Consider the following 13,616-nt stretch of genomic DNA (forward strand, 5'->3'; position numbering starts at 1 on the left):
AGGCTCCTATACGACGCGAATAATATGGGCGAAGTTGAGGAATGGAGTTCAGCAGAAGACGTCTAGCTCAAAGGAGGGAGGACGCCGTTGCCGTACAATAGAAGGAATAGGGAGGTGCGCCGCTTTGTGCACCGCCGACGAATGGAAGTCCGCTGCCCCGACGTAAGGAGGACCATGTCCGAGTCCCCACATACCGCCCCTAAGCCGCGCGTTGACGCTGCTTCCGCGGGCGGGGACGACCGCAAGGGCGCCCGCCGTGGTGCGATCTTCATCGGGTTCGTTCTCATTGCCTACCTCGTCTACCTCGTGGTGACGGGGCAATTCGCCGAGTTCGTCGAAGCCATGTCGACCGTCCAGGGTTCATGGATCGTGGTCGCGAGCATCTGCATGGTGTTCTACATCATCTTCGGTGTCGTCGCCTACGCGATCGCCGTGTGGCTCGATCCCGAGTCGCCGGTGGGTATTCGCGACCTTATCTCGGTCGAGGCTGCCGGCACGTTTTTCGGCAACCTGACTCCCATGATGGTTGGCGGAACCCCTGCCCAGATCTACCGTCTCACCAAGGCGGGGCAACCGGTGGGCGAGGCCGGCGCGACGCAGTTCACACGCTACATCGTATTCCAAGTGAGTCTGGTGCTCTGGGCTGCGATTCTGCTCGCGGTGCGCTTGCCGTTCTTCACCTCGCTCTACGGCGACATGACGCTTCTGTGCCTCTTCAGCTTCGGCGGCCATGTGGTGCTGCTCGCAGGGCTCTTCGTGATCTCGCTTTGCCCGCGCTTCGTGATCCGTGTCGCGCATTGGGCCATCGGTCTTACCGAGCGCGTGGGCGGCGCGAACGATCGCACGCGCGGTTGGCGCACCTATGTGGATACCGAGATCTACTCGTTCTCCGAGCACTTCAAACATGCCGCGGTGCATCTTTCGTCCATGGGCGTCACCTTGGTGGTCACCATGGCGCAGCTCGCTTGCCTGTACATGGTGCCGTATTTCGTGTTGCGCGCATTCGGCAACCATGACGTTGACTTCATCTCCTGCCTTGCAGCGGGAGCCTTCATCCAGCTGCTCTCCTCAGCCGTTCCGCTGCCGGGCGGTACGGGCGGTGCCGAGGGTGGCTTCGCGCTCTTCCTGGGGCACTTCTTCGGCGCTTCCGCCACGGCGGGCTATCTGGTCTGGCGCCTCGTCACGTTCTTCGGTCCTACGATCGCATGCGCGCCGCTCCTTGGCCTGCGCTCGTCTCATCACGCGAGCATTCACGCTCGCTGGAATCGCCTTGTTCACGGCGGGAAGAGTTCTCGCCGCGCGTCGAGGCCCGCGAGGGCTGCGGGCGCGCCTGATGCCCCGCAAGCCAGCACTGCCGCCCCGTCCGAGGCACCGTCGCGGCAGGCCGGTCCTTCCCGCCGTCATCGCGGCCAGCGCATCCGCCAGACCTCCGGTGGCATCACGGTTTCGCCGAGTGCGCTCAAGCGCAGGAAGCCGAAGCGCTGATTGCTGCGCTGCCAAAGGTTTCCATTTGATATCCGGCTGACCTCCGTGCAATGTTCCCGGTGGACGGGGTACCACGTAGCATGACGATTTCTCATGTCATGCTCTGTAGGCACACGATTGGAAGGCGTTGGGGCATACGTGCTGATTCCGGTTTTCGGGGCGCTTGCCGCAGCTGGTGTGGGCGCTGCGGGCGTTACCGGTAGCGCCCTTTTCGATTTCGCCCTGAACCCGCGCTCCGAGCGTTCCGTGATGGCGCGGCTGCGGGCAGGGGAGGCAGAGGGCTTCGATTCCGAGGCGGCTGCGTCGGATCCGCGGCGTTTTGAGGCACGGCGGTGGTTCGAGGAATCTAAGCAGGGTGTGCAGATCGAAGCCTCCGACGGCGGTTCTCTTCGGGGGTGGCTGCTGCCCGCCGAGGGCATCCGGGCATCGGATGATGGTCGTGCCCTTGAGTCGCTCGACGGGGCTACGGGGGAGCCCCGAGGCAGGGTGTTCGGCATCCTGTGCCATGGATACAGCGGCCGCCCATCCGACCTGTGCATCGAGGCGCAGATTGCGCACTCGTTTGGCATCACGGTGCTCGCGCCTGCGGCACGCGGCCATGAGCGCAACGACGACCGCTATGTCACGATGGGGTGGTGCGATGCGAACGACCTGCTTGGATGGATAGACCTTATTCGGGCGTTCGATCCTGCGGCGCGTATCGCGCTCTATGGGGTCTCGATGGGCGGCGCCGAGGTGATGATGGCTTCCGGTCTTGCCTTGCCCCCTAATGTTCGCTGCATTGTCGAAGATTGCGGCTACACGAGCGTGTGGGACGAGTTCTCGGTTCAGATTGGGATGCAGCTCAAGTTGCCTGCGGTGCCCTTGCTCAACGCTGCGAGCGCCGTGTGCCGCGCGCGTGCGGGATACGGGTTCAAGGAGGCCTCGGCGGAGCGCCGCCTGCGCCGTGCTGCGGTGCCCATGCTCTTTATCCATGGGTCGGAAGATCGGTTTGTGCCGTTTTGGATGCTCGACCGCCTCTATGATGCGTGCGCGAGTCCGGTAAAGGAGAAGCTGGTCATCGAGGGTGCGGCGCATGGCCTTTCTTCGACCGTGGATCCTGACCGCTATTGGGGCACCGTCGGCTCCTTTCTTCAGCGCTATCTCTTCTAATGCACGTGCCCGGCTCCGACATTCTATCCGGGGCCGGGCACGGATTATCGTTGAGTGTGCGCCCGCTTCGGAGGCGATCTTGGCGCTGCGCGACTTGCCATGCGCCTGCACGCTAGATGGCTGCTAGACGGTGTCTTCGCGCAGGGCTTCGACAACGCTTGCGGTGCGGGTGCGGCGGAGCGCATACATCACGCTCGCGACGATGACCGCAATGACCACGACAACGGCGATGCCGATCTGTACCCAGGGCAGGTGGAATTCATAGGTCGAGTACGAGAGCATCATGGATTGGTAGAGCCCCCAGGAAACAAACAAGGCGAGGGCGGAACCGATCAGGAAGCCGCGCACTGCGTAGCTTGCGCATTCGTAGGCGATCATGCGACGGAAGGCTCGGTTGCCCATGCCAACAGATTTGAGCATCGCGAACTCGCGCTGGCGAAGGATGAGGGCGTTTGCGAGCGTATTGAAGACGTTCGCCACCGCGATGAGCCCCGTGATGACGGCGAAGCAGTAGATGAAGGTGTTGACCGTGGTGGCCATGAGGCGCGCCTGGAGATTGCCCTGGGCGACGTTCATGTAGGTGATATCAAGTTCCGGGTAGTTTTCAGCGATGTCCTCGACGGCCTCCTGGACATCTGTGGCGCGTGCGGCATCACCGCCCGTGTCGAAGGACATGCTCGCCCGCAGGTACCCCGAATTCGCGGAGAGGCCGATGGCAGAGGAGGGCAGGATGAGCTGGAGCGTACCCGATGAGTCCACACAGACGGGGCGGGTTTCCGCAATCGCGCCGACCTCGATCTCCTGCGTGTTCGCGACCGCTTCATCATAGGGAAGATAGCTCGGATTTCCCTCATTGTCGTAGTACATCGCGCGTAGCCCGCCCGCGGGATCGTCCTCTATGCTGGAGACGAAGTGCCCGTTAAGGTCGGCGAACTCAAGTGATGCGATCGATCCGGTATCCTTGAACGGTCGGTAGTTGCCATACGTCTCCCCGTTGTTGACATCGTAGGAATTCACGGCGATGGCGCGCGGGTGGGCAGGGTCGCAGAACTCTGCGGAATCGAGCCCAAGCTCCTCCACATAGGCGTTCCACGTGGCATCATCGACGAAGTTCACGTAAACGGATCCGTACCACGAGCCGTTTGCAAGGAGCGGCGCGCTTCCATCGAGGCCCATGATGCCGTCGTTCAGCATGCCCGCGGGGATGAGCGCGTCGGCGACATAGCTCGTCATATACCCGTTGGGCGTAGCGCCGTCAACGGTCTGCACATCGGCGTAGAATCGCGCGAGGGCGTCCTGCATGCCGGGGCCGTCGACCTTGCCGTCCGCGAGCGCGAGCGTCTGGTCCGCACCGGCACCCGTGGCATCGATGTAGAGCAGCAGGTCTTGACCTTCCATAGTGTCCACGGCGGTGTCGCTCGCGTAGCTCATGACGTCGGCGATGGAGCCGGAGGTGATGAGGAGCGCGACCGAGACGGCGAGCGCAGCGACCGTAACGCGGCCTTTGGAGCTTGCGCGCGTGAGGTTCTTATGGGCGATGAACCCGGGGATGCCGAAGACCTTACCCGCGAGGCCGAGCGGGCGCGCGAGCGAACCGCGTTCGCCACGGTGGGCAGCACGGCGCTGAGCGCGCTGAGCGCGACGGGAGAGACGCACATCCCGCACCTGGCGGATGGCGTCGACGGCCGAGACGCGGCTCGCGCGGATGGCAGGGATCCAGGCGCTCACAAGGAGCGTGACGAGGCCGAGGAGCGCGGCGATGCCGAGCACGACAGGGCTCACCGCCACATGCGCCTCCGCGCCGCCGGCCATCAGTGCGATGCCTTCGCCCAAGATGCCGAAGACCGCGTAGCAGCCGGCAAGACCAAGTGCGAGGCCTGCGGGGATGCCGGCGACACCGATGACGAGTGCTTCGGTGAGTACCGTGCGGCGGAGCTGACGGCGGCTCGCGCCCAAGCTCGAGAGCAGGCCGAACTGGCGCGTGCGCTCGGCCACGGAGATCGCGAAGGAGTTGTAGACGAGCGAGATGCCTGCCACCATCACGACCGCGGCGAGGATGCCTGCGATCTGGTAGAGCGTGTTCCAGATGGCGGTATCCGGTGTCACGCCCATCCAGCGGATGAGGGAGGAATGGACTGTTGACGCGCCATCGGTGGTCCGTTCGTGCACGTTGACGATCTCGTCGGCGAGGGGCTCTGCGTCCGCGAGGTTAGCGGTGCGGAAGATCGCTCCCACCCAGGTGGCTGCGGAATCGTCGGTGATCGCGCGGTCTACGGCGCTTCCATCGTCATAGACGTAGGCGATGTTTCCTTGGAGCGAATAGATGGATGAGTAACCGTAGGCGCGGTAGAAGCCCACGACGGTTCCTTCGATGCGTCCGAGGTCCGCCTCGTATGTCTCGGTCTGGGCGGTCTCGTCGATGTAATCGCCGCGTATCGCGGTCGCCGTGACGCTTGCTCCGTCTTCCCGGTTGGTGACCGTGCGCGTGCCCAAATCGAGCGTGATGCGGCTTCCGACCTCAATCGGGCCGCCATCTGCTGCGGTCAGGCCGCACGGGGCGAGCTCGGCGTTCTGAAGCGGGTGGGGGAGCAAGATCTCCCCCGGGGCTTCGGGCGCGCGGCCGGCAACGATCTCTGGCGTTGAGATGAGGGGCTCGCTCGCATCTAGATCATGCGGCCACGTCTTTGCGTACAGGTATTTTCCGAAGATGTCCGAGTTATCCTCGCCGAGCGAGACGGTGCCCAAGTCGGCGATAACAGTGAGGTCGGTGACTTCTTGATCGTTCTGCAAACGCTCAAGGTCTTCCGCTGTGATACCGGCGGCTTCCGCGTACCACCAGCCCTCATCGGACGCGGTGCGCTCGATGAGCATGTTGGTGAGCGATACGACGCTGGTGAGCACAGCGGTGATGAGTGAGACCGAAAGCGCCACGCCGATGATCGATACGATGGTGCGCGTGCGGTTGCGCTTGAGCGAACGCAGCGCGAAGCGGGAAAAGATGCTCATCTTACCGCACCCCCGAGACACTTGTGCCAGGTACAACTGTCTCATGCGCGGCGTTGTGGGCCGCCCCGCCACGTCCCGCCTCGCTCCGCACCGAAACCGTGCGAGTCTCGCGGCGGCGCTCGTCGCGCACGAGGCGCCCGTCTTCGATAGCGAGCACGCGGTCGGCCATGAGGGCGATGTCCTCGTCGTGGGTGATTACGATGAGCGTTTGCTTGAGCTGGCGGTTGGAATCGCGCAGGAGCTGCATGATCTCGGCCGAGTTCTTGGAGTCGAGGTTGCCCGTGGGCTCGTCGGCGAGCACGACGGCCGGGGCGTTCATGAGCGCGCGGCCGATTGCCACACGCTGCTGCTGGCCGCCTGAGAGCTGGTTGGGCAGATAGTGTTCTCGGCCGGTGAGGCCGAGCGAACGAAGGAGCATCTTGAGGCGCTTCTCGTTGACATCGCGTCCGTCCATGCGCACGGGCAACGTCATGTTCTCAACGACATCCAAGATGGGGATGAGATTGTAGAACTGGTAAACAAGGCCAACCTCGCGGCGGCGGAAGACGGCGAGCTCCTCGTCGCTACGGGCGAAGATATCCTGCCCCTGCAGGCGCACGGTACCCGAAGTGGGGCGGTCCACCCCGCCCATGAGGTGCAGAAGGGTCGATTTGCCCGAACCCGAGCTGCCGATGATGGCGATGAACTCGCCCGCCTCGACGGTGAACGAGACGTCGTCGAGGGCTCGCACGGCGGTGGCGCCGGTGCCGTAGACCTTGGTGAGGTGTTCGACAGAGAGGATGTTCATAGGTGGCCCCTTTGGGTCGAAGGGATACGTCACCTACGATACTGGACTTTGCTGCTTGCGCCTATGTGACCACCGCGTGACACATCTGTCACCTTAAAGGGAGACAGTTGTGCCGGGTCAATCTGTCTCTTAGACAGCTGGATACAGACTGAGACAGTTTAACCCGGCACAACTGTCTCATGGCGCGGGTGTTTCGATCTCAAGACTAGCCGTGGCTCGACGGGGAATAACGTGCTCACAGGGAAATCATGGGGAGGGGGATAGATATGACGCGGGGACCTCGGGCTGTTGCGGCGTCGGGATACTACCATGTAGTCGTTCGGGGGAACGGCAAGCAGGTGATATTCGAGGACGATGAGGACCGATATCGGTTCCTCAATCTTATGAGGCATGCGATGCGCGCCGGCGATATCCATATCATCGCTTGGTGCTTTATGGATAATCACGTGCATCTCATCGTGCATGATGAGGCGTGTAGGCTCAGCGACGCGATGCATGCGCTGCTCTCGCCCTATGCTCGATACTTTAATAAGCGCTCGAACCACGTGGGGCACGTGTTTCAGGACCGGTTTTCGGCGGCACCCATCGAGGACGATGCCTACCTCCTGAGGGCGGTGGCATATGTTCACGCCAATCCCGCGAAAGCGGGCGCGGGACCGATGGATCAATACCGATGGAGCAGCTACGACGAATACGCTCATCCAGGGGCATCAGAGTTCGAGGTCGTAGATTCCGATCTTGTCCTGAACATGTTGGGCGGTCCTGCCGGCTTCGTGCGGTTCTCGAGGGGCCTGCAGGGGGACGGAGGGTTCTCTACCTATGAGGCGCGCGTTCCCGGACTTGCTCCCCTCGATAGGGCGAAAGAGCGCGCAAAGCCCATCATGCAAACCTATCGTCTCGCTTCGCTCGGGGAGGTACAGAGCCTTGATCGAGCGAAGCGAGACGAGGTGCTGCGTGCCTTGCGGAATGCGGGCATCTCCATCAGACAGATCGAGCAGCTGACGGGAATCGGGAGAAACACCGTCGCCCGCGTGACGGCATGAGACAGTTTGACCCGGCACAACTGTCTCATGCGGCGTGAGGCGGTTTAGCCTGAGACAGTTTAACCTGGCACAACTGTCTCAGGAGAAGGTGGCGGCGCGCTCGGCTTCGACGTCGCGGCCCAAGCGCTGGAACTTCTTGCGTTCGATATCATCCATGCCTTGGTAGGGGTCGTGGCGCTTTGCAAACATCCCATCGCCTTCGTCGCCCCACAGGCGATTGGCCACGGGCTCCCACTCGCGGGCGCGCTGCTCGGTCTTGGCGCGTAGCTCCGAGGGGCTTTCCGGTTCCACGAGGTCGGTGCCGTGGGCACCGGATTCCTGCACCATCTTGCCCAGACGCTCGGGGTTCTCGAGCATGGGGCACGGGCGCAGGTGGTTCTGGTTGAACGGCTGGCCCTCGTAGTACTTCATGAAGAGCGGGCTCTTAAGCGCCTCGAGAAGGCTCACGTCGTGAATGTTCGCGTTGGCGTAGTGAATGAAGACGCACGGTTCCACGTCGCCCGCTGCATTGATGTGCAGGTAGCGACGGCCACCGGCGATGCACCCGCCCACATACTCGCCATCGTTTTGGAAGTCGAGCGTAAAGAGCGGTTTCTCGTTTCGCATCTCGCGCACAAAGCGGTACATGCGCTCGCGCTGCTCCACCGTGGGCATGAGCTCGGCGGGCGACCCCTTGCCCACGGGCATGTAGTGGAAGAACCAGCAGAAGAGCGCTCCTTGATCGATCATCCAGTCGAAATAGCGCTCGCTCGCGATGGCGTCGGCGTTGGCGCTCGTCCAGCATGCCGAGATGCCGAACGGCAGCCCGTGACCGCGCAGGAGCTCCATGGCGCGCATGATCTTGGCGTAGGTGCCCTTCCCGCGCCGTGCGTCGGTGGTCGCTTCGGTGCCCTCGGCGCTGATGGCGGGTATGAAGTTCGCCACGCGGATCATGTCCTCGCAGAATTCCTCATCGATGAGCGTGGCGTTGGTAAAGCAGAGGAACGCGCAGTCCGGGTACTTCTCGCAAATGCGAATCAGGTCGCGTTTGCGCACCATCGGCTCGCCGCCGGTGTAGATGTAGATATGGGTGCCAAGCTCACGTCCCTGGTCGATGATCGAGCAGATGTCGTCATAGCTCAGGTTGAGCGCATGCCCGTACTCAGCAGCCCAACAGCCCGTGCAGTGCAGGTTGCAGGCGCTCGTAGGGTCGAGCAGGATCGCCCACGGAATGTTGCACTGCTCGCGCTCGCGTGATTTCTGCTGAACGGGCCAAGCGAGCAAGTTGGCATCGACGATAAGCGTTTTGAGAAGGCGAGAGCGCATGCTCGGATTGAGATGAAAGATGCGCATGATGAGCTCATACCAGTTGCTGCGATCGCGAATGGCGCTCGAGATGGCCGTGCGCTGAGCGGGAAACACGGACGCGGGCACGAGCTTGTCGATGAGCTCCATTATTTGAGGTATGTGCTCTTCCGGATTTTCGTCAAGATAATCGATAAGCTTGTTGAGCGCGGCGCGCTCTGCCTTCTGGGTGAGTGCCATGGTCGTCCTTTCTGCGAGAGGCCGCGAGACGGATACAGGAGAGGGGCTGCATGCGATGGTTGGGAGTGCGTGGGGGCGCGTGCTCGCATGCAACGGGTTCGCTCGGGGTAACGGTCCGGTAGTGGCCGGGCGCGCCCTGCCCCTCTGGCCCCAGTTGTACCCAAGTATAGAAAAAGCAACAGCTGTAGAATTGATATTTGTCTATTCAACAAAGGCGTTGTCGGCGTGGGATAATCCACAGTAAGAGCCGAGCGCGAAGATGGGGGATGAGGCTATGGGCGACGCCGTTCAGGGTGCGAAGAAGCTAGATCGAAGGGTCGTTCGAAGCCGGCGCCTCATCATTGACGCTTTCGAGCGCCTTTTGCTGAAAGAATCCCTCGAAGACATTACCGTGAGCGCCATCGCGCGCGAGGCGGATATTGACCGGAAGACGTTCTACCAGCACTTCGGCTCGATTGACGGTCTTATAGACTATGTCGTCGCCGAAGAGGTCGAACGGGTGCTGGACGATGTCGAGCGTGCGCGCGACGAGCGCGGTTCGGCCGATACCGAGCAGGACCTTCACGCATTTCTTAAGAGCGTGAACGAGGTCATGTGCCGCGACATCGTGCTCAACCGGCGCTTTTTTGAGGGCATCCCCGCCGACAGGCTCATCGAGCGCCTAAGGCAGCCTTTTGAGCGGAGGATTATCGAGCGCGGAATCCTATCGAAGCATCTGCCCGGGCAGTACGTTTCGTGGTGCGTGTCGTTTCTATTCGGTGGCATGCTCTCCGTGTATCGCTCCTGGCTGCTTTCGAACCAGGAGGCATCGCTTGAGGAGATCACCGACGTCATCAACCAGCTCATCATCCACGGCATCGAGAGCTTGGTCATCGCTTCCTAGGGAATGCTTGCGGCGGTGCGTGTTTTCTTGCGAGGTAAAAGTACGGGGTCTTTGCCTCTGATGGATGCCGCTTCGGGCTTTACGGGCAGATAATCGCAGAATTTATCTGCCCGAAAACGCAGCGGCGTGGCGGGTTAGGCCGCGCGAGACGGTGCGGCGTGAGACAGTTTGACCCGGCACAACTGTCTCTCTTACACGATGGCTTTGAAGAAGGCGATGTCGAAGCGTGCGCCGATGATGGCGCCCGATGCGTCGCGTGCGTTCGAAGCGGCGATAGTGCCGTCTTGGGCCGTGATGAGCCCTCGGGCGAGCGACAGCCCGATGCCGACGCCCGATGGGTTCACCTTCGAGCCCTGCTCCTCGTCTGCGCCGCGTCCTCCCCGGTAGAAGCGCTCGAACACGTGGGGAAGGTCCGCGTCGGCGATGCCTGGTCCGGTGTCCGTCACGCGGATGCGGCAGGCGAGCGCGTCCTCATGTGCCTCGACCGTCACCGTTCCCCCGGCAGGCGTATGCTCCATGCAGTTCTTGAGGATGTTCTCGAGCGCTTCGGCCGTCCATGCGCGGTCACCGATGAAGCTGCATCCCTCGTCAACATCGATGACAAGGGAGATGTCGGCAATGTCGAAGGCGATGGCGAGGGGCTGGGCCGCATCGTGAACCATGCCGGCAACGTCGACGGGATCGTGGGCAAGGGAGAGCGCGCCGGCGTCGAGTCGGGCGAGTCGCAAGAGTGCGGAGACGAGGTTCTCCACACGCAGCTGGAGCTCCTCGATGCGGCGAAGCCTCTCCACCTCGTCGGCGCAGTTCCCGCGAGCGGCGAGGCTTTTGCGGACGAGCTCGGTGGTGATGGAAAGCGACGTTAAGGGCGTCTTGATCTGATGGGAGATGTCGGCTAGGGCATCGGCGAGCATCTGCTTCTCGCGCGCGAGCTCCTCGGCGGTCAGGTTGAGGCGCGAGACCATCTTGCCGAGTTCGCTTTGGAGGATGGCGAGCTCCCCTTCGTTCATGGAGCCAAGGTCAAGTGCGCGATCCCCATGCAGCACAGCGTCGATATTCTGGCTCAGGCGCGCGAGCGCGCGATAGCGCTGGCGGGTAAGGGCGAGCCACGGCACCGTTGCGGCCGCACCGGCGAGAAGGACCCAGGGAAGGGCCTCGGGCCCGCAGCATGTGGCTGCAGCGAGGGCGCAAACGGCAACAAGTGCGAGCGAAACGATGAGGGTGCGGGCGACCTCGCGATTGCGGAGCATCGGTTCCTCCTACCCCAAGGCCTTGTAGCCGAGCCCACGCACGGTGGCGATGAGGCGAGGGTGAGCGGGGTCGTCTTCGATCTTGTCGCGCAGGCGCTTGATGTAGACCGAGAGCGTGTTCTCCTCGATGTAGGTTCCCGCATCGTCCCAAAGGGCATCGCGGATCTGATCGCGCGTAATCACCGAGCCCTGGTGCGTGGCGAAAAGGAGGAGCAGACGGTATTCCAATGCAGAGAGGATCACCTCGCACCCGTTTCGCTCGACGTGCGCGCGGTCGGTGTCGATGGCGAGGGGTCCGAAGGTAATGACGCGCTTTGCAGGCTGTGAGCGGCGGATGGTCGCTGCGACGCGCGCGAGGAGCTCGCGCGGGCGGAAGGGCTTGGAGATGTAGTCGTCTGCACCCATCTGGATGCCGGCAACGGTGGTGAACTCGTCGCTCGAAGCGGTGAGGAAGATGACCGGGAGCTGCGGCAGTGCCTGCTTGAGCGCCGTGCAGACGGCGAATCCGTTGCCTTGGGCCAAGGTCACGTCGAGAAGCACGAGCGAATAGGGGGAAGCAGCCGCACCGATCGCGGCGACGGCACGGCTTGCAGGGGAGGCATGCCCCTCAGGGGCGTTCGCGCTGCCCAGGGCAAGCTCGATAGCCTCGTCTTGCCGCGCGGCGTGGTCGACCGCGTATCCCTCGCCCACGAGAAGCTCGGTGAGCGCCTCGACGATGATGGGGTCGTCTTCGACCAGCAGTATGCGCGTTGCCATTCGGCTGCTCCCACCAATCGTTCCGGGTTAGTTGTGCACGATGACGCAGAGGCCGGGCGAGATCATGTCGTAGAGCGCCGCCGCTTTGTCGTACGGAAGGTTCACGCAGCCATGGCTGCCTACGCTCTTATAGGCGTTCGGGTTGCTGAACGATGAGGACGCCTGCCAGGTGGCATCGTGGAGGCCGATGGAGTTTCCCACGAAGGCCATCCAGTAGTCGACGTCGCTTTCCCACTTGTACTCGCCCGTCTCCGGGTCCTTGGGGCCGCGGAGCGTGATGCCGCGGGCCTTGCGGTTGAGCATGTAGATGCCCGTGGGGGTATCGCAATTCTTGTTGGGATTGCCGGTGATCACGCCAGACTCCCACAGCAGGTTGCCGCTGGCGTCGTAGTAGCGCGCGTGCTGCTCGGAGATGTCGATATCGATGTATGCGCCCCAGTCGCGCTGGCCCTGCCCGTTGTATACATCGCCGGTCTGCGACGTGGGCACCTCGATCTCGGTGGACTGTTTGGCGTTCACGGCGTCAACAACCGATTGCACAAGGGTATCGTTGTCGATAGACCAGCCATAGGTTCCGCCCGAGACGGTGATCTGTTTGCCGTCCTCCCGTGTGTAGGTTCGCTTCGTTCCCACGGTATCGAGGCCATCGGCAAGGGAGCTCGCCCAGCTCGAGACAGCCTCCTGGTTGATGGTGGGCGTGAGGTTCTCGTCGAATGTGATCCACTGCGCCACCTCGGCGGAGCCGATCGTTGCGACCTCGTTGCCGTTCATCTTGATCGAGATGTTCACTCCCAAGAGCTCGTTGGCGGCATCGCATGCAGCCTGGATGTCGCTGTCGCCCATGCCCTCCACCAAGGGGAGGAACGCATCGTCGCCGAGCTTATCGAGCGAGGCGCTCTCATCTAGGTCGGCGAGGGCTAGCTTGGCATAGGCGATGATGTTGTCGCGGTTGAGCTTCTCGTTCGATCGCGCCTTGTCGACGGTGAAAGCCCCGGCTTCGGCATCGTATGCGCTTGCAGCGTCGAAGGTGCCCGAGCGCCCCTCGTTAAAGGAGTCGACGGCAGCCCCCAGGCTCTCCTCGAAGGAGGCGACGTCGAAAGAATCGGAGAAGAGCGAGAAATCGGCTTCGGCCGTGAGGTCGATCGTCTCGTTTTCCGCCTGCGCTTTGGTGGCGCCCGTCAGCGCGGCGAAGAGGTGTACGGGCCAGCGGAGGGCATCGTTTTGGTCGAGGACTTCCTGCGCGGCGGCGTCGGCGTCGAAGAGCGCGTCTGCACTTTCGGGCTCATAGGTCCAGCTGAAGCCCGAACCCTCGATCGTGAGGGAGTAGCGGTTCATGGATGAACGGATGCGGGTGGCGGCGCTGCCGGGGCCGATGAGCGAGACGTCGGCGCCGGCGATCGTGGTGCCGGGGTAGAAGACGTTCGAGAAGATGATGGCGCCGCCGGCATAGGTGATGACGAGCAGCGCGACGATGACACCCAGCACGATGAGGGGAACGCGGCGCCGGTTTCGCGGCGTGCGCTCGTCGCGCTTGCCCTTGCGGGAGCTGGCCTTCGGCTTCTGCGGCGCAGCAAAGTGGCTTCCCGGCTGGGTGCGCCGAACCTCTGTGCGCCCGGCCCGCGCATCGGCGGACGGGGCAGCGGGGAGCGGGGAGACGATGGTCTTATCGCTATCTGAAGATGAGCTGAAATCAGATGGACGCATCGTGGAGCGTACCTCCAACGGATTGTGAC

Annotated in this window: 10 protein-coding genes; 4 read left to right on the top strand and 6 right to left on the bottom strand. The window is 62.8% G+C overall.

Features of this window, described 5'->3' with window-relative positions; translation table 11 throughout:
• The first annotated feature begins 174 nt into the window (after positions 1 to 174).
• Together GJE22_RS03265 and GJE22_RS03270 are read left to right on the top strand one after the other, a co-directional pair.
• Positions 175 to 1,485, top strand: coding sequence for a lysylphosphatidylglycerol synthase transmembrane domain-containing protein (locus GJE22_RS03265; protein ID WP_144687796.1), 1,311 nt, complete (start codon positions 175 to 177; stop codon positions 1,483 to 1,485).
• Positions 1,486 to 1,623: 138 nt separating this feature from the next.
• Positions 1,624 to 2,637: an alpha/beta hydrolase gene (locus tag GJE22_RS03270; protein WP_186297382.1), complete on the top strand. Its 1,014-nt coding sequence runs from the start codon at positions 1,624 to 1,626 to the stop codon at positions 2,635 to 2,637.
• A gap of 123 nt (positions 2,638 to 2,760) precedes the next feature.
• Here GJE22_RS03270 and GJE22_RS03275 read toward each other — a convergent pair whose 3' ends face one another.
• Both GJE22_RS03275 and GJE22_RS03280 read right to left on the bottom strand, forming a co-directional pair.
• On the bottom strand, positions 2,761 to 5,643 hold the full coding sequence (locus tag GJE22_RS03275) for an ABC transporter permease (protein ID WP_144687798.1): 2,883 nt from the start codon (positions 5,641 to 5,643) through the stop codon (positions 2,761 to 2,763).
• A 1-nt stretch (position 5,644) separates the two neighbouring features.
• Positions 5,645 to 6,430: an ABC transporter ATP-binding protein gene (locus GJE22_RS03280; protein WP_235895762.1), complete on the bottom strand. Its 786-nt coding sequence runs from the start codon at positions 6,428 to 6,430 to the stop codon at positions 5,645 to 5,647.
• Between the two features lie 266 nt (positions 6,431 to 6,696).
• On the opposite strand from GJE22_RS03280, the gene GJE22_RS03285 reads away from it, so the two are divergent.
• Entirely contained in the window at positions 6,697 to 7,473 is a 777-nt protein-coding gene (locus GJE22_RS03285; protein WP_144687799.1) for a transposase, read from the top strand.
• 78 nt (positions 7,474 to 7,551) lie between these two features.
• Here GJE22_RS03285 and GJE22_RS03290 read toward each other — a convergent pair whose 3' ends face one another.
• Positions 7,552 to 8,997, bottom strand: coding sequence for a radical SAM protein (locus tag GJE22_RS03290; RefSeq protein ID WP_144687800.1), 1,446 nt, complete (start codon positions 8,995 to 8,997; stop codon positions 7,552 to 7,554).
• A gap of 274 nt (positions 8,998 to 9,271) precedes the next feature.
• On the opposite strand from GJE22_RS03290, the gene GJE22_RS03295 reads away from it, so the two are divergent.
• The gene (locus tag GJE22_RS03295) at positions 9,272 to 9,880 is read left to right on the top strand and encodes a TetR/AcrR family transcriptional regulator (RefSeq protein WP_186297383.1); all 609 of its coding nucleotides are present in this window, start codon (positions 9,272 to 9,274) and stop codon (positions 9,878 to 9,880) included.
• 191 nt (positions 9,881 to 10,071) lie between these two features.
• Here GJE22_RS03295 and GJE22_RS03300 read toward each other — a convergent pair whose 3' ends face one another.
• Genes GJE22_RS03300 through GJE22_RS03310 form a run of 3 tightly spaced genes read right to left on the bottom strand, consistent with a single transcriptional unit; the run spans position 10,072 to position 13,587 of the window.
• Complete coding sequence (locus GJE22_RS03300; protein ID WP_144687802.1) at positions 10,072 to 11,127, bottom strand: sensor histidine kinase; 1,056 nt, start codon at positions 11,125 to 11,127, stop codon at positions 10,072 to 10,074.
• 9 nt (positions 11,128 to 11,136) lie between these two features.
• Entirely contained in the window at positions 11,137 to 11,883 is a 747-nt protein-coding gene (locus tag GJE22_RS03305) for a response regulator transcription factor (RefSeq protein ID WP_144687803.1), read from the bottom strand.
• Positions 11,884 to 11,910: 27 nt separating this feature from the next.
• Complete coding sequence (locus GJE22_RS03310; RefSeq protein ID WP_186297384.1) at positions 11,911 to 13,587, bottom strand: L,D-transpeptidase family protein; 1,677 nt, start codon at positions 13,585 to 13,587, stop codon at positions 11,911 to 11,913.
• Between the last annotated feature and the right edge of the window lie 29 nt (positions 13,588 to 13,616).

The sequence above is a fragment of the Enorma shizhengliae genome (assembly GCF_009676995.1).
Lineage (GTDB): Bacteria > Actinomycetota > Coriobacteriia > Coriobacteriales > Coriobacteriaceae > Enorma > Enorma massiliensis.

Coding starts and splice junctions, on each gene's coding strand:
- GJE22_RS03265 (WP_144687796.1), top strand. CDS start 175: ATGTCCGAGTCCCCACATACCGCCCCTAAGCCGCGCGTTGACGCTGCT.
- GJE22_RS03275 (WP_144687798.1), bottom strand. CDS start 5,643: ATGAGCATCTTTTCCCGCTTCGCGCTGCGTTCGCTCAAGCGCAACCGC.
- GJE22_RS03280 (WP_235895762.1), bottom strand. CDS start 6,430: ATGAACATCCTCTCTGTCGAACACCTCACCAAGGTCTACGGCACCGGC.
- GJE22_RS03285 (WP_144687799.1), top strand. CDS start 6,697: ATGACGCGGGGACCTCGGGCTGTTGCGGCGTCGGGATACTACCATGTA.
- GJE22_RS03290 (WP_144687800.1), bottom strand. CDS start 8,997: ATGGCACTCACCCAGAAGGCAGAGCGCGCCGCGCTCAACAAGCTTATC.
- GJE22_RS03295 (WP_186297383.1), top strand. CDS start 9,272: ATGGGCGACGCCGTTCAGGGTGCGAAGAAGCTAGATCGAAGGGTCGTT.
- GJE22_RS03300 (WP_144687802.1), bottom strand. CDS start 11,127: ATGCTCCGCAATCGCGAGGTCGCCCGCACCCTCATCGTTTCGCTCGCA.
- GJE22_RS03305 (WP_144687803.1), bottom strand. CDS start 11,883: ATGGCAACGCGCATACTGCTGGTCGAAGACGACCCCATCATCGTCGAG.
- GJE22_RS03310 (WP_186297384.1), bottom strand. CDS start 13,587: ATGCGTCCATCTGATTTCAGCTCATCTTCAGATAGCGATAAGACCATC.